The 21,101-nt window shown below is 64.0% G+C and carries 15 protein-coding genes, 1 tRNA gene and 1 pseudogene; 4 read left to right on the plus strand and 13 right to left on the minus strand.

What is annotated here, in order from left to right; genetic code table 11:
• Positions 1–345: 345 nt before the first annotated feature.
• From CSV86_RS07445 to CSV86_RS07455, 3 genes are all read left to right on the plus strand, one after another.
• Positions 346–1,116: an autoinducer binding domain-containing protein gene (locus tag CSV86_RS07445; RefSeq protein ID WP_009407321.1), complete on the plus strand. Its 771-nt coding sequence runs from the start codon at positions 346–348 to the stop codon at positions 1,114–1,116.
• Positions 1,117–1,951: 835 nt separating this feature from the next.
• Entirely contained in the window at positions 1,952–3,490 is a 1,539-nt protein-coding gene (locus CSV86_RS33890) for a methyl-accepting chemotaxis protein (protein ID WP_512700227.1), read from the plus strand.
• A 191-nt stretch (positions 3,491–3,681) separates the two neighbouring features.
• A tRNA-Cys gene (locus tag CSV86_RS07455) sits at positions 3,682–3,755 on the plus strand.
• Positions 3,756–3,826: 71 nt separating this feature from the next.
• Here the strand turns inward: CSV86_RS07455 and CSV86_RS07460 are convergent.
• The 3 genes and pseudogenes from CSV86_RS07460 to CSV86_RS07470 form a co-directional block, all read right to left on the minus strand.
• Positions 3,827–4,003, minus strand: coding sequence for a DUF3606 domain-containing protein (locus CSV86_RS07460; RefSeq protein WP_009407317.1), 177 nt, complete (start codon positions 4,001–4,003; stop codon positions 3,827–3,829).
• A 113-nt stretch (positions 4,004–4,116) separates the two neighbouring features.
• On the minus strand, positions 4,117–4,353 hold the full coding sequence (locus tag CSV86_RS07465) for a hypothetical protein (RefSeq protein WP_009407315.1): 237 nt from the start codon (positions 4,351–4,353) through the stop codon (positions 4,117–4,119).
• A 60-nt stretch (positions 4,354–4,413) separates the two neighbouring features.
• A pseudogene (locus CSV86_RS07470) lies at positions 4,414–5,087 on the minus strand (polysaccharide lyase family 7 protein).
• 195 nt (positions 5,088–5,282) lie between these two features.
• Between CSV86_RS07470 and CSV86_RS07475 the strand changes: the two are divergent.
• The gene (locus CSV86_RS07475) at positions 5,283–5,465 is read left to right on the plus strand and encodes a hypothetical protein (RefSeq protein WP_009407309.1); all 183 of its coding nucleotides are present in this window, start codon (positions 5,283–5,285) and stop codon (positions 5,463–5,465) included.
• A gap of 90 nt (positions 5,466–5,555) precedes the next feature.
• On the opposite strand, the gene CSV86_RS07480 is transcribed toward CSV86_RS07475, so the two are convergent.
• The 10 genes from CSV86_RS07480 to CSV86_RS07525 all read right to left on the minus strand — a co-directional run bounded on the left by CSV86_RS07480 (position 5,556) and on the right by CSV86_RS07525 (position 21,093).
• Positions 5,556–6,965 carry an efflux transporter outer membrane subunit gene (locus CSV86_RS07480; RefSeq protein ID WP_037062260.1) on the minus strand — a complete coding sequence of 470 codons (1,410 nt, stop codon included), beginning with the start codon at positions 6,963–6,965 and terminating at the stop codon, positions 5,556–5,558.
• Positions 6,966–6,976: 11 nt separating this feature from the next.
• Positions 6,977–10,156, minus strand: coding sequence for an efflux RND transporter permease subunit (locus CSV86_RS07485; protein WP_009407304.1), 3,180 nt, complete (start codon positions 10,154–10,156; stop codon positions 6,977–6,979).
• A 12-nt stretch (positions 10,157–10,168) separates the two neighbouring features.
• Positions 10,169–11,413 (minus strand): multidrug efflux RND transporter periplasmic adaptor subunit MexE, encoded by a 1,245-nt coding sequence (gene mexE, locus CSV86_RS07490; RefSeq protein WP_009407302.1) that lies wholly within the window; start codon positions 11,411–11,413, stop codon positions 10,169–10,171.
• A 399-nt stretch (positions 11,414–11,812) separates the two neighbouring features.
• Complete coding sequence (locus tag CSV86_RS07495) at positions 11,813–12,916, minus strand: LLM class flavin-dependent oxidoreductase (protein ID WP_009407300.1); 1,104 nt, start codon at positions 12,914–12,916, stop codon at positions 11,813–11,815.
• Between the two features lie 35 nt (positions 12,917–12,951).
• Positions 12,952–14,286 (minus strand): LLM class flavin-dependent oxidoreductase, encoded by a 1,335-nt coding sequence (locus CSV86_RS07500; protein ID WP_009407298.1) that lies wholly within the window; start codon positions 14,284–14,286, stop codon positions 12,952–12,954.
• Between the two features lie 267 nt (positions 14,287–14,553).
• On the minus strand, positions 14,554–17,001 hold the full coding sequence (locus tag CSV86_RS07505; protein WP_009407289.1) for a TonB-dependent receptor plug domain-containing protein: 2,448 nt from the start codon (positions 16,999–17,001) through the stop codon (positions 14,554–14,556).
• Positions 17,002–17,047: 46 nt separating this feature from the next.
• Positions 17,048–17,548, minus strand: a complete 501-nt coding sequence (locus tag CSV86_RS07510; protein WP_009407287.1) for a RidA family protein — start codon at positions 17,546–17,548, stop codon at positions 17,048–17,050.
• Positions 17,549–17,568: 20 nt separating this feature from the next.
• On the minus strand, positions 17,569–19,149 hold the full coding sequence (locus CSV86_RS07515; protein WP_009407285.1) for a flavin monoamine oxidase family protein: 1,581 nt from the start codon (positions 19,147–19,149) through the stop codon (positions 17,569–17,571).
• Positions 19,150–19,395: 246 nt separating this feature from the next.
• Positions 19,396–20,298 (minus strand): LysR family transcriptional regulator, encoded by a 903-nt coding sequence (locus CSV86_RS07520; protein ID WP_009407283.1) that lies wholly within the window; start codon positions 20,296–20,298, stop codon positions 19,396–19,398.
• 264 nt (positions 20,299–20,562) lie between these two features.
• Positions 20,563–21,093: a tetratricopeptide repeat protein gene (locus tag CSV86_RS07525; RefSeq protein ID WP_170394487.1), complete on the minus strand. Its 531-nt coding sequence runs from the start codon at positions 21,091–21,093 to the stop codon at positions 20,563–20,565.
• Positions 21,094–21,101: the final 8 nt, after the last annotated feature.

Consider the following 21,101-nt stretch of genomic DNA (forward strand, 5'->3'; position numbering starts at 1 on the left):
TTCGACACTGGCCTTGTGGGAGCTGGCTTGCCAGCGATTGGTCCGTCCAGACACCAGCATTGCTTATGCCGGCCTTATCGCTGGCAAGTCGGACCGCCGCACCGCAGCTCCCACAGGGCCCAGTGACAAAGTTCCCGTCGCGCGACGTGCGGCATTTCCTTTTGGATCTGGCCAATACCCCTATCCCAGAGCCTCCGCCGACTGCGGAACATCCTTTCGATATATATCCAAAAGCCTGTTGTCGGCGCTTCGGCTCGCCACTAGCCTCAACCTGCTACCGCTCATATTTCCGTCACCCAAGGCGCATCCGGGAGGGACCCTCGCGCTTATTACAAGAGGTGCACCATGCCGTTAAGTGCCGATGTGTTGAATGTTCTGGCACGAGAAGTCTCTCCCAATCTGCGCTTCGGCATGCTGCACGACCTGGTCGTGCAGTTGGGGTTCGATTTCTTCGGATTCAGTTGCTGGACCAGCTTCGACCCGCGCCCGATGTTCTGGAACACGTGGCCGGCGGGGTGGATCCAGAAGTACAAGGCGAGGAAGTTTCTGGAGATCGATCCCCGGATAGAGCATTGCCGACGCTCCATTTTGCCGATCAACTGGAGCGAGGATCTGTTCCGTTCCGCGCCGGGCCTGTGGGATGAGGCACAGGCCTTCGGGCTGTGCCATGGCTGGTCACAGGGTTCGCATTCGGAAGGGGTGTTCAGCGTCCTTGATGTCGCCCGGGAAAAAGGGCCGATTTCCGACCAGGAGTGGTATGAGAAGGCCGGCCAGGTCCTGCTGCTGTGCAACCTGATCCATATGCAGCAGGTCGACGAGCTCAAGCGCCGGATCGAGGCGCTCAATCTCAGCACCCGCGAGATCGAAGTGTTGCGCTGGTCGGCCATCGGCAAGACGGCGGAGGAGGTGGCCGGGATCCTTAACCTGTCGGAATCGACGGTCAACTTCCATGCGCGCAACAGCATCGTCAAGCTGGGGGTGCAGAACAAGGTGGCCGCCATTGCCAGGGCGGCGCAACTTGGCCTGTTCATCACCCGTGAAGACAGGCGGGTGGCCGATGAGCCGACACCGTTCCAGCGGCGCTCCAGCGACTGGGCGCTGGCCAGCAGTGCTTGAGCAAGGCGTTGAAATTGCACCGTTATGACGATCAGGAAGGCGAAACCGCTCGCATTTGGGGCAATTCGCGCTCGTCCGGGTGAGCGTTTCAACAAGTTGCGATCAGCGGAGATGGCAGAAAGCCAGTTTTACCAGTGAATTCGTTAGCTAGCTTTGCTCTTGGCCTGGTAGTTGCCTCAAAAAATCCATTGGAATGTCGCCATTGGAGAGGTGTATGTCGCTATCAAGCAACTCCATGCTGTTATCCGCTGAAGAACGTCGCTGGCTACCCTGGTTCGGCAAGACCGGCAAGCTCGCCATGGGCTGGGCCTGCCGGGTCAACCGTGGGGCTTATCCGGTAATCGAGCAGACCTTCGAGGCCATCGCCGAAACCCGGGTCAAGCTGCTCAATGGCTGGGCCCTGGAACAGTGGGAGCATCTTGCCGAGCTGGCCCAGGGGCTGGGCGAGCCTGGTGCCATCGACGCCCAGGCCTTGCAGGACAAACTGCAACAGGCCGAGGACTTCTCCGAACTTTTTGTCGTCGACAGCACGGGCAATCTGCTGGCCTCGACCTGGAGCGGTGCGCAACCCCGTTCCCTGAACCCGGCAGCGCTGGCCGAAGGGTTGAAGGCGCCGTTTCTCCACGGCCCCTACAGCGATCCACTGACCCTCGCCATCGGCCCGTCCTCGTCGCGTTTCCACGACGAGGTGACGCTGATGTTCTACCAGCCCCTGAAAGTCGACGGGAAAACCCTCGGCTGCCTGTGCGGCAGGGTGCCCAACGATGTGCTGGGCGACCTTATCCAGCGCGAGGCCGGGCATATCTTCGCCGAGTCCGGTGACAACTACCTGTTCATGGTCCAGTCGCGCTTCGACCGCAACCTGCAGCCGGGTGTGGCGTTGTCGCGCTCGCGTTTCGAGGACGGCACCTTCAGCCATGGCGAAAACCTCAAGAGCGGCGTGCACACGCCCTGGAAGACCGTGCGGGTGCAGCGCCACACCGAACTCGAACTGCGCTTCACCGACCCTGCCACCGAGCAGCTTCATCCCGGGGTCCGGGAAACCATCCGCAATGGCTCGAACCTGTTCGTCACCTACCCGGGCTACTCCGACTACCGGCACATTCCAGTGGTGGGCAAGGGCGTGACCTTCCAGTTGCCGGGCTCGCCGGACCGCTGGGGCATGATGTGCGAGGCCGACCTGGAAGAGGTCTACCGCCGCCGTTCCCTCAGCTACGGCCTGATGAAGCCCTACCTGGCCACCATGCTCGGCCTGTTCGCCTGCAACTATGGTGTGCAGCACTATAGCGGGCTGTCCCAGCACCTGATCGACCTGTGCGAGGCCGCCAGCCTGATGATCGCCGCGCTGGTGTTCAGCACCCTGGGGCCCAAGCGCCTGGCCGCCCGCCTGACGGAAATGACCGGGGTCATCCGCACCATCGCCGAAGGTGAGGGCAACCTGCGCCAGCGGCTCGACCCCACGCGCATGGCCAACGACGAAACCGGCGACATGGGCCGCTGGATCAACAGCTTCATCGACCACCTCGACTCGGTGGTCGGCCAGGTGGTCAAGGCCAGCCACAGCGTCGGCACCACCAACCAGATGATGATCGGCCGCAGCCGCAAGGCCAGCAGCACGTCCATGGAAGTGGCCGACGCGGTGCATCGCATGATGGTGATCGTCGAGGAGCAGTTGGGTGAAATCCAGCAGGCCTCCGCCGGTGCCGAGCAGATGAAGCAGGCCATGGACGAAGTGGTCGAGCGTGCCCGCGAGCAGTTCCTCACCGTGCGCCAGGGCACTCAGTCGATCCGCGACGTGGTCGAGCGCTCGGCGGCCAGCGTGCAACTGCTCGACAGTCGTATGGCCGAGATCGGCAAGATCAGCGGGCTGATCAGCGACATCACCAACCAGACCAACCTGCTGGCGCTCAACGCCGCCATCGAGGCGGCCAGGGCAGGGGAGCACGGACGCGGATTCGCCGTGGTCGCGGATGAGGTCCGCAGCCTGGCGGCACGTACCTCCAGCGCAGCCGAAGAGATCCGCCTCACGGTCGAAAGCCTGCAAGGCGAAACGCGCAAGGCGGTCGGTTTCATGGAGGATGGCGTGCACAACGTCGACCAAAGCCTCGGCCTCGCCGAACAGGCCTCGTCGGAAAACGTGCAACTGCACCAGGCGGTGGAAAACATGTTCCAGATCATCCAGCAGCTCAACCAGCGCAGCCTCGACTATGGGCGGACGATCAAGGAAGTGGACCAGTCCTCCCTGGAAATGCACCAGACCGTCAACGTCCTGCATGCCAGTGCCGAAACGGTGCGCCTCAATGCCAACAAACTGCAGAAGCTGGTTGGGCTGTTCGAAGTCTCCAGGAGCGGTGGCCAGCGCGAAGCGGCTTGATCGCCGGCGCGGAGCAGGGCGCCGAGCCGACGCGAAGCGCCCCTGTCCCCGGCCAGAAAGTTTTTTTAAATCAGGGGGTTGCCAGCATCCGGGAATGTGGACATAATGGCGTCCATCGAAAGCGACGAGAAATAAAAAATCTCAACGTTTTCAACGAGTTAGGGAAATCGATAGATTTCCGAAGCTCATGAGGCCGAGTAGCAAAGTGGTTATGCTCCGGATTGCAAATCCGTCTACGCCGGTTCGATTCCGACCTCGGCCTCCACTATTCGAAGCCCCGCAGATTAACGTCTGCGGGGCTTTTTAGTTTGCGCTTGAAGCGCGCAGCGCCGCTTGCTACCTGCCGAGGTGCTTCTGAACAGCCTCGGCGCTGGCTCCCACCGCCTTGACGGCTTCAGTCAGTTTCTCCTTCGTCACGCCGAATTTCTTTGTCCAGTATTGCACTTCCCATTCCTCGGACAGATTGATCCGGGAGCGGTCCTGGGGGCCGCGGTTGTTCAAATCATCAGCCATGCTATCCACCTTTGTTCATCGCCCCGGAACATCCGGGCTACCGAGTGTTGGACACACAGAAGCGAGGCGGGTTTAATCGGATTCGCTGTATTCAAGGTCTTACGGAGCGACCCTCACCCCTCCGGCGCCACAACACCGCAAACAAACTCATCCGTTCCAAGCCGATGAGACCCGAACTCCACGACATAACCCGCACCCCGCCGCTGCGCCTCCGCCCTTGCGGTTCCCTGGTCGGCATACACATCGACGAAATGCCACGGATGCCGATCCCGCAACACGCCCCAACCAAGTACCCAACCGGGATTGTCAGGGTCCGCCGGAAGGTTTTTCGCCAGACTGCGAATAGTCATGCTGCGCTCCTTGACCAGGACAGACCCTGACACTAGCACCACAACGCCGAGAGCGCAGGCTCAGACGTGACTCAGCGAAAGGTCACTGATGACGCAAATCGACCCATCGTCAGCCGGCGTGGCATCCGTGTAGTCGATCTGGTTGTAGACGCCGCCATGAAATTCGAACAGGCGCACATTCCAGCTGCTGTCGAGCCGCAGATCCCCGATGAACCAGAAGCCGTTCCCGCGACCACGCTGACATGGACCACGCCCTGGGCCGTCACGTGGATACTGACCTTGAACCTGGTTCCCAGCGGCACCCCCTTGAGGATCGTCGAGTTGACCGGATCCGCCTGGTCATAGGATTGCCGGAACCCTAGGGTGATATTGCCCTTGTTCCAGAACACCTTCACCGGCGGGCCGTCATCGCCCCGTACGTGCATCTGCGCAATCACCACCTTTTGCGCGGAATTGACCTTGGTCAGGGTCATTTCCTGCCTGTTCCAGTGATCCCGGGCGCTGGCCAGGGTCCAGTTGGTCGATTCGGTCCATTCGCAACGGGTCCTGCGCGTGCTTTTACTGGAGGCGCCCTTGGTCGGGGCGGAGAATTGGATCGAGCCGTCGCCGAGTACCTTGACCACGCTGGGGAACTGGGCGATCGCCGTCGCGCCGTTGACTTCCAGCGCGACGGGGTTGGTCGAGGAGACGGGCAGCGGTGTGGTGATTGTCAGATTGCTGATATTTACGGTCATGGGAACTCCTGACGATAAATTTCATTGGCCTGGCAGATTGCCTTCCAATCCTGAGGGAGACTTGCGCTTCCTTCACTTCATTCGGCGGGTGGGTGCAGGGATGGTTCAGCCGGATGTATCGACGGCCCGGCAAGCGCGGCGCAGAGGCATTCTGTAGAATCGCCCGCTTGCACCAGACGACACCGAGGAGCCGCCGTGAGAGGCCTGGAAAAATTCGTATCGCTGCGCTTTGTCGCGCTGCTGGCATTCATCGCCTTGGGCGCCGCGCTGCACAACGCCGGGAAGGTCGGTTTCTGGGGGATGCTGGCGATCATGATGGTGCCCAATGTGTTTTTCGCACTGCTGCGGTCACGCAGGCCGGACGATGGACGGCAATGATGCCCTGATGCATAAAAAAGCCCCGCAAGGCCGAAGCCTGCGGGGCAAAGAGGTCGGTGTGAACCAACCAAAGGAGCCTCGAAATCCAGTTCAGCGAGATGCCACCGCCTCGCTCTGCCAGCCACCACCCAAGGCCTTGTAGATCGCGACGATGCCGCGATACAGCTCGACCTCGCCCAGGGCCTGGGCATCTTCCGCCGCCAGGCGCTCGCGTTCGGCGTCCAGCAGTACCAGGTAATCCACCGTGCCTTCGCGATAGCGGATCGACGCCAGGTCGGCCGCCTTGCGGCTGGCTTCGCTCTGCTTCAATAACGAGACGAGGCGTTGCTGACGCTTGCCATAGTCGCTGAAGGCGTTTTCCGATTCCTCCAGGGCCAGCAATACCTGCTGCTCGTAGGTCGCCAGGGCGCCTTCGGCTTCGGCATTGGCGCCGCGCAAGCGGGCGCGCACGCTGCCCAGGTCGAAGGCCGGCCAGGTGATGCTCGGGCCCAGGGCCCAGGCCGAGGCTGCCGACGAACCCAGTTGCGAACCGCGCGCGGCGGTGAAGCCAAGGAAGCCGCTGAGGCTCACACGCGGGAACAGATCAGCAGTAGCCACGCCCACATTGGCCGTGGCCGCCGCCAGTTGCCGCTCGGCCCGGCGGATGTCCGGACGGCGCTGCAGCAGTTCGCCCGGGTCGCCGATCGGCAGCGCCTTGGCGATGGCCGGCAGCTGCTTGGGTGAGAGATCGACGCTCAGGGCATCCGGTCGCTGGCCGAGCAGGGTGGCGATGCGGTTGCGAGCGCGCACCTGTTCCGCTTGCAGTTGCGGCACGCTGGCTTCCACTGCCGCCAGGCGCGCATCGGCGCGCACCACATCCAGCTCGTTGCCGACCCCGGCTTCACGCAGGGTTTCGGTGATACCGCGCGAATCCTGCTGGGTCTTCAGGTTGGCCAGGGCGATCTTCTCGCGTTCCTGGGCGCCGCGCAGTTGCCCGTAGGCATCCACCAGTTCGGCGATCAGGCTGACCTGCAACTGCTGCAGGTCGGCCTGGGCCGCCGCTTCCTGGGCTTCGCTGGCTTCCAGGCGGCGCTGGATGCGACCGAACAGGTCCAGTTCCCAGGCCATGTCCAGGCCCAGGTCATATCGTTCGCTGTTGACCCGATCGGTGGTCTGGCCAGGGATCTGGCCTTTGCCGAGGTCGCTGCTGGCGCGGCTGGTCACGGTCGGCAAGGCATCGTTATCGACGTCCTCGCGGATCGCACGGGCCGCCTTGAGGCGGGCGAACGCTACCCGCAGGTCACGGTTGCCGTTGAGCGACTGGCTTACCAGCTGGTCCAGTACCGGGTCTTCGAACTGGTGCCACCAGGCGCTTTCGAAGCGGCTGCGGTCCAGGCCGGCCTGGCCGTCGCTGGCGGCCAGGTGGGCGGCAGCGGTGTCCGGCGCCTTGTAGTCCGGGCCCACGGCGCACGCGCTCAGGGCCAGCACCAACAGGCTCGGCAGCCACAGTTTGCTACTCATCTCTACACGGCTCATGCGTGGCTCCCTTGCGCGGTCAGGCGGGCCGCTTTGCGCGCCTGCTTGCGCTCGACATAACGGCGGATCAGAACGAAGAACACCGGGGTCAGCAGCAAGCCGAAGATGGTCACCCCGATCATCCCGGAGAACACCGCCACGCCCATGGCATGACGCATTTCCGCACCGGCGCCGGAGGAGAACACCAGCGGTACCACACCCATGATGAAGGCGAACGAGGTCATCAGGATCGGCCGCAGGCGCAGGCGGCAGGCTTCCAGTACCGCGGCCAGCGGATCGAGCCCTTCGGCCTGCTTGTCCTTGGCGAACTCGACGATCAGGATCGCGTTCTTGCACGCCAGCCCCACCAGTACGATCAAGCCGATCTGGGTGAAGATGTTGTTGTCGCTACCGGACAGGATCACCCCGGTAATCGCCGAGAGCAGGGTCATCGGTACGATCAGGATCACCGCCAGCGGCAGGCTCCAGCTTTCGTACTGGGCGGCCAGCACCAGGAAGGCCAGCAGCACGCAGAGCGGGAAGACGAACAGCGCGGTGTTACCGGCAAGGATCTGCTGGTAGGTCAGCTCGGTCCATTCGAAAGTCATGCCGTTGGGCAGTTCTTCCTTGAGCAGTTTTTCCATGGCTTTTTCCGCCTGGCCGGAGCTGTAGCCCGGCGCCGCGGCGCCGTTGATCTCGGCGGTGATGAAGCCGTTGTAGTGCATGACCCGGTCGGGGCCGGAGGTGTCGCTGACCTTGATGAAGGTCGCCAGCGGGATCATCTCGCCCTGGTTGTTGCGCACCTTCAACTGGCCGATCTGCTCGGCGTCGAGGCGGAACTGCTGCTCGGCCTGGACGTTGACCTGGTAGGTACGGCCGAAACGGTTGAAGTCGTTGGCGTACAGCGAGCCCAGGTAGATCTGCAGGGTGTCGAAGATATCGCTGATGGCCACGCCGTGGGTCTTGGCTTTCTCGCGGTCGATGGCGGCATCGACCTGGGGCACGTTCACCTGGTAGCTGGTGAACAGGCCGGCCAGTTCCGGCACGTTGTGGCTCTTGGCGATGATGTTCTGGGTTTCCTTGTACAGCGCTTCATAGCCCAGGTTGCCACGGTCCTCGATCTGCAGGCGGAAACCGCCGATGGTGCCCAGCCCCTGTACCGGCGGTGGCGGGAAGATCGCGATGTAGGCGTCCTGGATGTCGGCGAACTGCGCGTTCAGCGCGGCGGCGATGGCACCGGCCGACTGGCTCGGGTCCTTGCGCTCGTCGAACGGCTTGAGCGGAGTGAACACGATGCCGCTGTTCGGGCTGTTGGTGAAACCGTTGATCGACAGGCCCGGGAAGGCCACCGAGTCGGCCACGCCCGGTTGTTTCAGGGCGATTTCGCTCATCTTCTTGATTACCGCTTCGGTGCGGTCGAGGCTCGCCGCGTCCGGCAACTGCGCGAAGGCCACCAGGTACTGCTTGTCCTGGGCCGGAACGAAACCGGTCGGGGTGGACGAGAAGCCCAGGTACGTCAGGCCCATCAGCCCGGCATAGACGAACAGCGCCACGCCACTGCGGCGGATGACCCGGCCGACGGTGCCCACGTAGCTATGGCTGGCACGCTCGAAGAAGCGGTTGAACGGACGGAACAGCCAGCCGCCGAGCAAGCGCTCCAGCAGCCGCGAGAAACGGTCCTTCGGCTCGTGGTGCCCCTTCAGCAGCACGGCAGCCAGGGCCGGCGACAGGGTCAGCGAGTTGAAGGCCGAGATCACCGTGGAGATGGCGATGGTCAGGGCGAACTGCTTGTAGAACTGCCCGGTAAGGCCGGAGATGAACGCCGCCGGGACGAACACGGCGCACAGCACCAGGGCGGTGGCGATGATCGGGCCGGTCACTTCGCCCATGGCCTTCTTGGTTGCTTCCAGCGGCGGCAGGCCGAGTTCGATGTTGCGCTCGACGTTCTCCACCACAACGATGGCGTCGTCCACCACGATACCGATGGCCAGTACCAGGCCGAACAGCGACAGGGCGTTGAGCGAGAAACCGAACAGGTGCATAACCGCGAAGGTACCGATCAGCGACACCGGAACCGCCACCAGCGGGATGATCGAGGCGCGCCAGGTCTGCAGGAACAGGATCACCACCAGAACCACGAGGATCAGCGCTTCGAACAGCGTATGTACCACGGCTTCGATCGAGCCACGGACGAACACGGTCGGGTCGTAGACGATGCTGTAGTCCATGCCTTCGGGGAAGCTCTGCTTGAGCTCGGCCATCTTCGCCCGCACTTCGTCGGAGATCTCGATGGCATTGGAGCCCGGGCGCTGGAAGATCGGGATGGCCACCGCCGGCTGGTTGTTCAGCAGCGAACGCAGGGCGTACTGGCTGGAGCCCAGCTCGACCCGGGCGATGTCTTTCAGGCGGGTGATCTCGCCGTCGGCGCCGGAGCGAATGATGATGTTCTCGAACTCGTCCTCGCTGACCAGGCGGCCCTGGGTGTTGACCGAAAGCTGGAAGCTGGTGGCGTTCGGCGCGGGTGGCGCACCGAGCTGGCCGGCAGCGACCTGGCGGTTCTGCTCGCGGATGGCGCTGACCACATCGGCGGCGGTCAGGTTGCGCGAAGCGACCTTGTTCGGGTCGAGCCAGACCCGCAGGGAATAGTCGCCCATGCCGAACAACTGCACGTCGCCGACGCCGCCCAGGCGGGCCAGCTCGTCCTTGATATTGAGGATCGCGTAGTTCGACAGGTAGAGCATGTCGTAACGGTTATCCGGCGAGGTCAGGTGCACGACCATGGTCAGGTCGGGCGAGGCCTTGTCGACGGTGATGCCGATGCGCGTCACCTCTTCCGGCAGCTTCGGCTGGGTTCGCGTCACGCGGTTCTGTACCTGGACCTGGGCGTTGTCCAGGTCGGTACCCAGGGCGAAGGTGATGGTCAGGGTCAGCTTGCCGTCGGCAGTGGACTGCGAGGACATGTACAGCATGTTCTCGACACCGGTGATGGCCTGCTCCAGCGGCGCGGCGACGGTTTCACCGATCACCTTGGGGTTGGCGCCGGGGAAGTTGGCGCGGACCACGACGGTGGGTGGCACCACTTCCGGGTATTCGCTGATCGGCAACTGGAACAGCGAAATCGCGCCGGCGATCAGGATCAGCAGGGAAAGCACCGCGGCGAAGATCGGCCGGGTGATGAAGAAACGGGAGAAATTCATGGGTGTGGTCCCTTAACCGCGTGGAGTCGCGGCGCTGGCGAGCTTCGCCGTGGCCTTGCCGTTGTCGGCAGGCTGACGGTTGGCGGCTTCCAGGGCCTGGCGCTGTTGGGCGAGGGCAGCGAGGGTGGCTTCGCTCGCCATCGGCGTTTCTTCAGGGGTGACCGGCGAGCCCGGGCGTACCCGTTGCAGGCCCTTGACCACGATGCGGTCGTCCTTGGACAGGCCACTGCGCACGATACGCAGGCCCTCGAGTTTCGGCCCCAGCTCGACGGCGCGGTAGTCGGCCTTGTTGTCCTTGTCCATGACCAGTACGAACTTCTTGCCCAGGTCGGTGCCCACGGCTTCATCGTTGATCAGCACCGCGGAGTAGGTGGCGCTGCCCACCAGTTTCAGCCGCGCATACAGGCCCGGGGTGAACTGGCCGTCGCGGTTGTCGAAGACTGCACGACCGCGGATGGTGCCGGTCCTGGGGTTGACCTGGTTATCGACGAAGTTCATCTGGCCCAGGTGCGGGTTGCCGGCTTCGTTGGACAGGCCCAGGTACACCGGGGTGATCTGGCCGCGCTGGCCTTCCCGTGCCAGCTGGGTGTACTTGAGGTACACGCGCTCGTCGGCATCGAAATAGGCGTAGACGCGGTCGGTGGAGACCACGCTGGTCAGCGGGGTGACGTCGGCGGTGACGATGTTGCCGGCGGTGAACTGTGCGCGGCTGACCCGGCCGCTGATCGGCGCGGTGACCCGGGTGAAACTCAGGTTCAGCTTGGCCAGGTCCAGTTGCGCCTGGATAGCCGCGACACCGGCGCGTGCTTCGGCAGCGGCGCTGGTGCGCGATTCGGCCAGTTCGGCGGAAATCGCATTGCTGTTGCGCAGGCGTTCACCGCGCTGGGCTTCGTTTTCCGAGCGGATGGCGGTGGCGCGGGCTTGTTGCAGCTGGGCTTCGAGGCGGCGGACCTCGGCCTGGAACGGGCGTGGATCGATCTGGAACAGCAGATCGCCTTTCTGTACCTGGGCGCCCTCGGTGAACGCCACCTGGTCGATCTGGCCGGAGACGCGCGGACGCACCTCGACGGTTTCCGGGGCCTCGAGACGGCCAGTGAACTCGTCCCATTCGTTGATCGGTTGCTCGATCACCTTGGCTACGCTGACCTTGGGCGCCCCTGGAGCCTGCACCGCTTCCGGGGTGCGACCGCAGGCACTCATCACCAGAAGGGCCAACGCAGCAAGGGGATAGCGCAAGGGTTTGAGTGACTGCTCCATGGAAAACTCCGCCAATGTATTGATAGTGGGCGGATTCTGCGTTTTGCCGCGGGCGCGGACGAATCGAATGAAGCGAAGGTGACTATCACGGGGAATGATGGAAGTCGGGGATTATCGTCTGGCGTTGATAGTTGGGCCTTGGCAACCAGATGCAAGCGACTGGCAGGGACAGGCAAGCGGGCAGGGGAGCGGACGCGGATACTGGCGGCGCACCACTGGAACAGGTCCCTTTGCGTGCGACGGCAATATCTTCATATCTGCGCTACGTTTGAACCGCCGGCAGGGCTGCCGGCGGTTTTTTTTGCTCTGGACCTTGTGGTGTTCTTGAGGGCCTCATCGCTGGCAAGCCAGCTCCCACAGGACACTGTGGGAGCTGGCTTGCCAGCGATTATCAGGGCCTCAACCGTTGGCCCGTTTCCCCTGCGCCTGCTGCGCCACCAGCGAGCGAATCCGCGGCAGCAATTCCTGCCCGTACTCCACCGCGTCGCGCAACTGGTCGAAACCGCGGAACAGGAAGGTCGTTATTCCAAGGTTGTAGTACTCCAGCGCCGCCTCGGCGACCTGGTCCGGGGTGCCGACCAGCGAGGTCGAGTTGCCTGCGGCGCCGGTGAGGGCGGCAATCGCAGTCCACAGGCGCTTGTCGTGCACCACCTTCTGGCTCGCCAGTTCCACCAGGCGCGAGGAGCCGACGTTGTTCCTGCCAACGTTCAGTTCGCGACGCTTGCCGGCGCGCTGCTCGTGCAGCACCTTGGCGTCCGCGAGGATCCGCTCGGCCCGGGCCCAGGCTTCCTCCTCGGTAGCCCCGAGGATCGGCCGCAGCGACAGGCTGAAGCGAATGTGCTTTTCCCGCCCGTATTTCGCCGCTGCCCGGCGCACCTTGGCGATGCGCTCGCGCACCTGTTCCAGGGGCTCGCCCCACATCATGTAGACGTCGGCATGTTTGGCCGCGACTTCCACCGCCGCGTCCGAGGCACCGGAGAAGTAGATCGGGATATGCGGTTTCTGCAGCGGCTTGACCAGGGTCAGGTTTTCCTCGACCCGGTAATGCGCGCCCTGGTGGCTGAACGGCTGGGTCGCGGTCCAGACCTGCTTGGCCACGTCCAGGTACTCTTCGGTGCGGGCGTAGCGCGCATCCTTGTCGATGAAATCGCCGTCGCGTTGCAGGTCGCCGCTGTCGGCGCCGGTGATCACGTTGATCGAGGCGCGACCGCGGCTGAGCTGGTCGAGGGTGGCGAACTGGCGCGCGGCGAAGGTCGGCGCCTGGAAGCCCGGACGGTGGGCTACCAGCAGGCCGAGTTTCTCGGTGTAGGCGGCAACGTGGCTGGCGATGATCAGCGAGTCGGCAGCACTGGTATTGACCGCCAGCAGGGCCTTGTCGAAACCGCCGTATTCCTGGGCCTGGGCAAAGGCCTTGATGAAATCCAGGTCAACGCCGGGGCCGCGCGGCGCCTGGGATTCGCTGCCTTCCTGGGGGCCGATCAGGCCGATGAATTCGAGACTCATGAAGCAAACTCCTTGTGTGTGGGGGCTCGGGCGGTTCAGGCGACCGCTTCCTGGGTGCGACGCAAGGTATTGCGGTTGGCCGGCACGGCCAGGCCGAAGTTGTCGCGCAGGGTCTGGCCCTCGTAGTCGCGACGCAGCAGGCCGCGGGCTTGCAGTACCGGCACCACCAGTTCGGTGAAGCGCTGCAGGCCGTCCGGCAATAGGGAATTGATGATGAAACCGTCCGCCGCTTCGTGTTCGAACCAGTCCTGCACGGCATTGGCGACTTCTTCGGCGGTGCCGACGAAGTCGCGCTTTGGCGCGGAGAAACGCAGCGCGACCTGGCGCAGGGTTAGGCCCTCTTCGCGGGCGATGCGCTTGAGCTGGTCGGACGAGCCCTTGTGGCTCTGGCTGCCGAGGTCGCCGAGATCGGGGAAGGGCGCGTCGAGGTCATGGCCGCTGAAGTCGTAGTCGTTGAACGGCCGGCCGAGGGCGACCAGGGCGTCATCGATGCTGACCAGGTCCACCGCCTGCTGATAGCGGCGCTCGGCGTCTTCGGCATCGACACCGACGATGGGGCGGATGCCCGGGAGGATGAACAGCTCTTCGGCATTGCGCCCGAAGTTGCGGGCGCGTTGCTTGAGGTCCTGGTAGTAGGCGCGGGCTTCGCTGAAACCCTCGGGGCTGACGAAGATCGCATCGGCCTGACGCGCGGCGAAGTTACGCCCGTCCTCGGAGGTTCCGGCCTGGAAGATCAGCGGCTGGCCCTGGCGCGAACGGGCGATGTTCAGCGGGCCCTTGACCTTGAAGAACTCGCCCTGGTGGTTCAGCGCATGGAGTTTTTCCGGGTCGAAGAACTCGCCGCTCTGCTTGTCGCGGGTGAAGGCATCGTCTTCCCAGGAATCCCACAGGCCCTGGACCACCTGCACATGTTCCTTGGCGATGCGGTAGCGCTCGGCATGGGGCGGGTGCTCGGCCTTGCCGAAGTTGTCGGCGGTGCCGGACAGCCAGGAGGTGACCACGTTCCAGCCGGCGCGACCGCCGCTGATATGGTCCAGGGAAGCCAGTTGGCGGGCCACCTGGAAGGGCTCGGTGTAGCTGACGGTAATGGTCGCCACCAGGCCGATATGCTCGGTCACGGCGGCCAGGGCCGAAAGCACGGTCAGCGGTTCGAAGCGGTTGAGGTAGTGGGGGCTGGACTTGGCGTGGATATGCAGGCTGTCGGCGATGAAGGCGAAGTCGAACCTGGCTGCTTCGGCCAGTTGCGCCTGCTGCTTGTAGTAGCCGAAGTTGACGCTGGCATCGGCCAGCGCATCGGGATGGCGCCATTCGCCCCAACCGTGGCCGACACCGTGGATCATTGCGCCGAGTTTGATCTGTCGCTTGCTCATGCTTGGCTCCTTGAGGAGAGGGGAGTTCGTGATGGCCTCCGCCTGGCATGGGGTCGGACTGTGGGGTAGACCTTAAGCTGTTGCGGGCTGTGCTGTGAAAGCACATTTTCTTCTATGCTAATTATGTAAGTTGTGCATTTTAAGATTGGTTTATATCAGTGAATTGAATCTTGAACTTGAGGGCCTCATCGCTGGCAAGCCAGCTCCCACAGGGATCGCGTAAGCCTGTGGGAGCTGGCTTGCCAGCGATGAGGTCCGAAAGGTCAATCAAAAGTCATAGGTCAACCGCGTGTAGTAATAGCCCCCGGTAAAGCCATACGGCGAATAGACCCCGTATCCTTTGGTCATGGTCTTGCTGCTCGGCGCCTGGCGTTCCGGATAGATGTCGAACAGGTTCTTCGCGCCTACCGCCAGGTTCAGGTCCTTGGTCAACTGGTAGCCGACGTCGAGGTCGGTGATCCAGCGCGCCTTGTATACCCGGTCCAGCGAGCGGTCGTTGGCATCGTTGACCTCGCGGTACGAGCCATAGCGGGTCAGCCCGAGGTTCACGGTGTAGTCATCCAGCTTCCAGCTCCCACCCAGCAGCAGCTTGGTCCTGGGCTGCACCCCGGAGATCAGGTTGCGTGCCTGGCGGTCCATGAGGGCGTAGTCCTTGCCGAGGATGTTGACGTTCTCCTTGTACGAAAGGATCTCGGTGTCGTTCCAGTTCCACGCCGCTGTCCACTTCACGCTGCCGTAGCCGCCGAGGTCCTGGTCGTAGTTGCCGACCAGGTCCACACCCTTGGTCCGGGTGTTGGCACCGTTGGTGAAGTATTGGCCGCCGGAGGTCGAGTCGATGCCGTTGGCGATCAGGGTCTGGGTGACTTCCGGGCCAAGCAGGGTCCCGGTCAGGGTGATGCGGTCGCGCACGTTGATCACGTAGGCATCGGCGGTGAACGACAGCCGGTCACTTGGCTGGAAGGTCAGGCCGAGGCTGTAGTTGGTCGATCGCTCCGGCTTGAGTGCTTCGGCACCCAGGGCTTTGGCTGCCGCCGAGTCCACCGGCAGCACGCCATAGTTGATCGACTGGTAGACCCCGTCGACCACGCCATAGGTGGTGGAGCGTGCACTGAACAGGCTGTTGGCCAGGGACGGTGCGCGGAAGCCGTTGCTCACCGTGGCCCGCACCGCCAGCTGCGGGGTGAACTCGTAGCGGGTGCTGAGCTTGCCGCTGCGGGTGGCACCGATGCCCTGATCGTAGTGCTCGTAGCGCAGGGCAGTGCCGACATACCACTGCGGCAGCGGGTTGAAACCGACGTCCACGTAGCTGGCGACGCTGTTGCGGTGGGTCTTGTCGGTCTGGTCGGGCGAGATGCCGTTGGTTACCTGGGCCCCGGACGAGGCGCATTGCCCCGGCGCGCGGCAGTAACCGCCGTCGGCCCAGCTGGCCCAGTCGCCTTCTTCCACTTCGTAACCGTCGCGGCGCTGCTCCAGGCCCCACGACAGGTCCAGCGGCTTGCTCAGGCCCACGTCGAAACCGCGGTGCAGATCGAGGTTGCTGGTCAGCTGCGTGGAGATCCAGGTGCCGGACTTGAAGTGATTGGGTGTCGCTTCACCGAGAGACGGGTTCTGGTTGTTCCACGTGCCCTGTTCGGCATCGTTGCGCCCGTAGGTGCTGGACAGGTCCCAGTCCCACTCGCCGACCAGGCCCTTGGCGCCGAGGGCCGCCTGGAAGTCCTGCTCTTCGATGTACCAGGTTGGCGTATAGCCCGAAGGCCGGCCGTTGGGGCCGGTGGTGATGGTGTTGACGATGGTCGGCAGGCGGAAGTTCTGGCCCTGCTCGGCCTTGCGGTACGACCAGGTGCTGAAGGAGTACAGGCTCAGGTCGTCGTGGATCGGCAGTTCGGCGTTGTAGCCCAGGGTCAGCAGGTTGATCTTCGGCGTGCCGTAGCCGCCGTAGGTGACCTTGCCGGCTTTCTCGTGGGCCTCGGCGACGCTATAGCCGTTGGCGCTGGCCTTGTTGTCGTCGTTCTGGCTGCGCGCGTCCAGCGCCAGTTGCAGCACGCCGTCCTGGCCGATCTCGAAGCCCTTGTTCAGGCTTTGCTGCACGGTCTGCTTCTTGCCGTCGTAGCCCTGGCCGACGTTGGTTACCGCGGTGCCGCTGGTATCGGCCTTGAGGATCACGTTGATCACCCCAGCGATGGCGTCGGAGCCGTACTGGGCGGCGGCGCCATCGCGCAGCACCTCGACATGGTCGATGGCGCTGATCGGGATCAGGTCCAGGTCGGCCGGGGCGGCGCCGGCGTTGATCCCGCTGATGTTGAGGGTGGCGCTGGTGTGGCGGCGCTTGCCATTGACCAATACCAGCACCTGCGCCGCATTCAGCCCGCGCAGGCTAGGCGCCCGGGCCATGCCGCTGGCATCCCAGCCGGTCTTTTCCGGGAGGGTGAAGGAGGCCACGGTGGCGCTCAGGGCCTCCATCAGGCCTGGCTTGCCGGTGTCCTGCAATTGCTTGGCGCTGATCACGTCGATCGGCGCGGGGCTGGTGGTCACGGTGCGTTTTTCGCTGCCGCGGCTACCGGTGACGATCACGGTCTCCAGGCGCGAGGCCGCGGTGTCGGTACCGGCTTCTTCGGCCTGGGCGACGGGGAAGTTAAGGCCGGCAAGCAGCGCGGCACCCAACAGCGGGGTGCGCGCCGTCGCCACCGGCCAACGGGAAAGTCGGGCAGTGTTCAAGGCGTGTTTCCTGTTCTGTTTTATGTCCGGGAGCGGTCCCGGTGGCTTATGGGGCTTTGGCGGCTATGGCTTCGATTTCGACGAGGGCGCCAGGCAGCGGTAGGGCGACCACCTGCAAGGCGGTGCGGGTTGGCTTGTTCGGTTGCTCGGCGGTGGCGAAGAAGCGCGTGTAGGCGGCCTGCAGCCCGGCGAAGTCGAGGTTGCCACCCTTGTCCGGATCGCCCACGAGGAACACTCGCAACTGCACGATATCGCCCAGGCCCAGGCCCTGGGCCTTGAGGATGGCTTGCAGCTTGTTGAGCACCGACAGGGTCTGGGTTTCGGTATTGCCGTAGGCGGCGATGCTGCCTTTCGGCGCCTTGGGGTCGGCGACGTCAGGCAGGGTGCCGCTGACGAAGGTCAGCTTCGCCGACGCCGGCACCGTGACGACCTGGGAAATGGGGAAGCTGGAACCCGGCGGGTCGATACGCTGGATGCTGTCGGCGTGGGCGGTGTACAGCGTCAGGCTCATCAGGGCTCCGAGGGTAAGGGCGGGAATGTTTTTCATGGGACGTTCCTTGTCGTGGTTCAGGCGGCGGCGACGCCGGCATGGGTTTGCTTGGCGTGTTGTGCGATCAGGCCGACCACCCGCCGCGCCGATTCGGCGGCGCTGTTCTGCCAGATGCCGACCCCGCCATGGGCCAGGGCATCGCTGGCCAGCCAGGTGCGGCCTTGCGGCTGGTTGAGAATGTCGTAGCCGGGCTGGGCGACTTCGTCGTGGACGATCCACGGGGCTTCGCTGAAGGGGATCTTCGACCAGTTGACCACCACGCCACGGCCGAGCTTGTGCGAGTGGCCGGGGTGCAGGGATTCCACCGCGCTGCGCGACGAGGCGAGTTGCGCATCCCAGGGCTTGGCGGCAAAGGACTCGGCGACTTCGCTGGTGTTGTAGGTGGCGACCAGCACGCCTTGCGGGCTGTTCAGGCGATCGCTCGGGTACCAGAGGAAACGCGCTTCATGGTTGATATAGGAAAGCCCGCCGTAGATCTGGAAGTCGGTCTCCCAGAAGCGGGGTGACTGCCAGGCGACCTTGTTGGCCTTGTCCGGCTTGGCCAGCTCCATGGCCTGCTTGAAGGCCGGGGTGAAGTTGCTGTCGAGCCGGCGCAGCAGCGGCAAGGGCAGGGCGACCACCGCGTAGTCGGCATCCTCGATGTGCTGGCGGCCAGTGAGGCGGTCGCGCCATACCACCCGGCTGCCGCTGTCCGAGGTCTGGATCGACTGCACCTCGGCGTTGAGCTGCACCGCGTCCTTGACCTGGCGATAGAGCGCCTTGGGGATCTGGTCCATGCCGCCCACGGGCTGGAACATGGTTGCCGAGAACTCCGGGATTTCGTCGAACACCAGCGGCAGCAGCAGGTTGCTGTCGAGCAGGCGCTTCAGTTCCACTGGCGTACGTTGCACCGGCGTCTGGTCGCCGGCGCCGGCGAAGCGGGTATAGCCGGAGCGCACCGAACCGCGGTACTGGCGCTCGTCGTTGAGGTCGCCATAGACCTTGAGGAAATCCAGCAGCGCCTTGCGTTCGCCGGCATTCAGCTCCTGGTCGAGGGTATTGCGCTGCACGCTGCGCGCCAGCAGTTCGCTGAGATGACCGCGGGTGTCGTTGACCGCCTGGCGCAGCAGCAGAGGGGGCTGCGCCAGGTCCGGCTGGGCGAGGGCGTTGCGGCTGCTGTTGACCAGCACCTCCAGGGGCACGCCGAGTTCGCGGCAGTAGCCGAGGATGGTCAGGTGGTGGCTGGGCAGGCGCGCGGCGCCGGCGTTGAAGAACAGGCCGTCGTCGAAGGCCACGGTCTGCTTGCTGCCGTCGTTGTGTTCGACCTGGTCGCCGTTGCGCAGGGTCCAGACGCGCCCGCCGATGCGGTTGCGTGCTTCCAGCACCTTCACTTCGAAACCGGCCTTGCGTAACTCGTAGGCCGAAACCAGGCCGCTGATGCCGCCGCCGACGATCAGCACGCGCTTGCCGTTGCCGGTGCGGCTGGCCAGGTTCAGGGGTTCGAAACTTGCCGCCCGGGCGCTGCCGGGCAGACCAAGGGCGGACAGGCCGCCCAATGCCGCCGAATAGCCGCCGATGGCGGCCAGGCGGGTTACCAGATCTCTACGGGTGAGCCCCATATCGCGTTCTCCATAAGGTTGCCGCATGGGCAACCGCGAGCTTGGGATAGCGGTTCCGCAGACAACCGGAGGGCGACCCGAAAACGGGGAGAGGGGACGACCCTCTGGCGGCGACGGAAATCCATTTGCCTCCACCAGGTCGGGGTCGGTAAAGCGAACATAAGCGTCTGAAACGGGCTTGTGAAAGGCTTTTTGGTTCTAAGTTAATTATCAGAAAAAGACATAATCAAGATTTTCAAAATGCAATCAGGCTATTTTGTGCGTGTCCAGGCGCTGGGCCGATACCGCGCCGAACAACTCCACCGGCTCCTGCAGATTGCCCAGGTAGCGCGGATGGAACAGCCAGAGATCGACCTGGGGCTTGAAATCGGTGACGTTCAGCACTTCCAGCTGGTCGCGATGCCGGCTGGCCGCGAGCAGGGGTTCCGGTACCAGGCCCAGGCCCTGACCATTGGCGACCAGGCCCAGTTGCAGCTCGGTGCCGAAGGTTTCCAGGTTGATCTGCAATGACAACCCCTGTTCGCTCAACGCCCGTTGCAAACCTGCGCGGAAACCGCAGCCATCGGGGTTGAGCACCCAGCCGCGCAGGTAGCAGTCCTTGAGCTTGTGGCTTTTCTTGCCGGCGGTGCCCTTGGCCGCCACGACCCTCAATTGCATGCGCCCGATGGAGCGGCTGGCGATGCCTTCGGGGAAGATCTTGCCGGTAGGGAACAGGGCCGCAGCGGCGTCGAGGTCACCGTTTTCCATGCGCGAGATCAACGAGCTGCCCCAGCCGCTGACCACCTGGGTACGCAGGTCCGGGTAGGCTTCGCGAATCTTCGCCAGGGCGTCGAGCAGGACCACGTCGCCGATGGTCTGCGGCACGCCGAGGCGCAGGGTGCCGCTGGGCGCACCGTCGCTGGCGACCAGCTCGCGCAGGGTATCGATCTCGCGCAGGATCGCCTTGCACTGTTCGTACACACGCCAGCCCATGGGCGTCGGCTTGAGCGGCTTGGTATTGCGATCGAGCAGGTTGGCGCCCAGGTCTTCCTCGAAATTCTGTACCCGCCGGGTGATCGCCGGTTGGGTCAACTGCAAGGCCTCGGCGGCCAGGTTGGTCGACTGGCAGCGGATGACCGCGACGAAAGCGTCCATGTCATCGATCTTCATATTCGCTTCTCACATAGTCTGGGGCGGGGAGATGTTTTCGAAGAATAATCCTTCTTGGCGGGTTTTGCAGGAGGCAGATAGTCGGAAAGCACCGCGGACTCTGTGGGAGCTGGCTTGCCAGCGATAGCTCCAGTGAATTCACCCTAGCTATCGCTGGCAAGCCAGCTCCCACAGGGGCCGTGCTAACCGTTCTTTACCAGAACTTCCACCAGGCCCCCTTGCCCAGATGCTCGATCATCTTCAACTGCTCGCCCAGCACCGCGATCACCTGTTCGTCTCGCGGCTGTTGCACCTGGTAGATACCCAGCGATTCGCTGAATGCCTTGTGCGCCGCCGCCAGGTTGTCCTGCTGCAGATGAGCCAGCCCCAGCGAAGCCAGGCAGGCACTGACCGGCTCCAGGTCGTCGGGGTGTCTTCGCGGTAGACCTGCACCGCCCGTTCCAGCATGCGCGCCGCTTCGCCGATGCGGCCCTGCTTGAGGTAGCAATTGCCAAGTGTCTGCAGGCTTTGCCCGACCAGTCGGTGGCTGCTGGAGAACAGCTGTTCCCGGGTGCTCAGCACCTCCAGGTACAGGGCCTCCGCTTCGGCGTGGCGTTGCTGCTCCCAGCGCAGGCCGGCGAGGCCGTCGCGAAGCGTGGCGAGAAGGGCGGGATCGAAGCTGTCGACGCTTTCGGCGAGGTCGAGTGCCTCGATGAAGCATTGCTCCGCCTTGTCCAGGTAACCGTGGGCTTTGTAATGCCCGGCCTGGTCGTTGAGAGCCATGACACGAGCGTTATCGAGGGCGGTGCTGAGCATGGGACGTC

It is taken from the genome of Pseudomonas bharatica CSV86 (assembly GCF_000319305.2).
Taxonomy (GTDB): domain Bacteria; phylum Pseudomonadota; class Gammaproteobacteria; order Pseudomonadales; family Pseudomonadaceae; genus Aquipseudomonas; species Aquipseudomonas bharatica.

Bases quoted from the DNA above. Each gene is read 5' to 3' on its own strand.
- CSV86_RS07445 (WP_009407321.1), top strand. From the start codon at position 346: ATGCCGTTAAGTGCCGATGTGTTGAATGTTCTGGCACGAGAAGTCTCT.
- CSV86_RS33890 (WP_512700227.1), top strand. From the start codon at position 1,952: ATGGTCCAGTCGCGCTTCGACCGCAACCTGCAGCCGGGTGTGGCGTTG.
- CSV86_RS07460 (WP_009407317.1), bottom strand. From the start codon at position 4,003: ATGGCTGATGATTTGAACAACCGCGGCCCCCAGGACCGCTCCCGGATC.
- CSV86_RS07465 (WP_009407315.1), bottom strand. From the start codon at position 4,353: ATGACTATTCGCAGTCTGGCGAAAAACCTTCCGGCGGACCCTGACAAT.
- CSV86_RS07480 (WP_037062260.1), bottom strand. From the start codon at position 6,965: ATGAGTAGCAAACTGTGGCTGCCGAGCCTGTTGGTGCTGGCCCTGAGC.
- CSV86_RS07485 (WP_009407304.1), bottom strand. From the start codon at position 10,156: ATGAATTTCTCCCGTTTCTTCATCACCCGGCCGATCTTCGCCGCGGTG.
- mexE (WP_009407302.1), bottom strand. From the start codon at position 11,413: ATGGAGCAGTCACTCAAACCCTTGCGCTATCCCCTTGCTGCGTTGGCC.
- CSV86_RS07495 (WP_009407300.1), bottom strand. From the start codon at position 12,916: ATGAGTCTCGAATTCATCGGCCTGATCGGCCCCCAGGAAGGCAGCGAA.
- CSV86_RS07500 (WP_009407298.1), bottom strand. From the start codon at position 14,286: ATGAGCAAGCGACAGATCAAACTCGGCGCAATGATCCACGGTGTCGGC.
- CSV86_RS07510 (WP_009407287.1), bottom strand. From the start codon at position 17,548: ATGAAAAACATTCCCGCCCTTACCCTCGGAGCCCTGATGAGCCTGACG.
- CSV86_RS07515 (WP_009407285.1), bottom strand. From the start codon at position 19,149: ATGGGGCTCACCCGTAGAGATCTGGTAACCCGCCTGGCCGCCATCGGC.
- CSV86_RS07520 (WP_009407283.1), bottom strand. From the start codon at position 20,298: ATGAAGATCGATGACATGGACGCTTTCGTCGCGGTCATCCGCTGCCAG.
- CSV86_RS07525 (WP_170394487.1), bottom strand. From the start codon at position 21,093: ATGCTCAGCACCGCCCTCGATAACGCTCGTGTCATGGCTCTCAACGAC.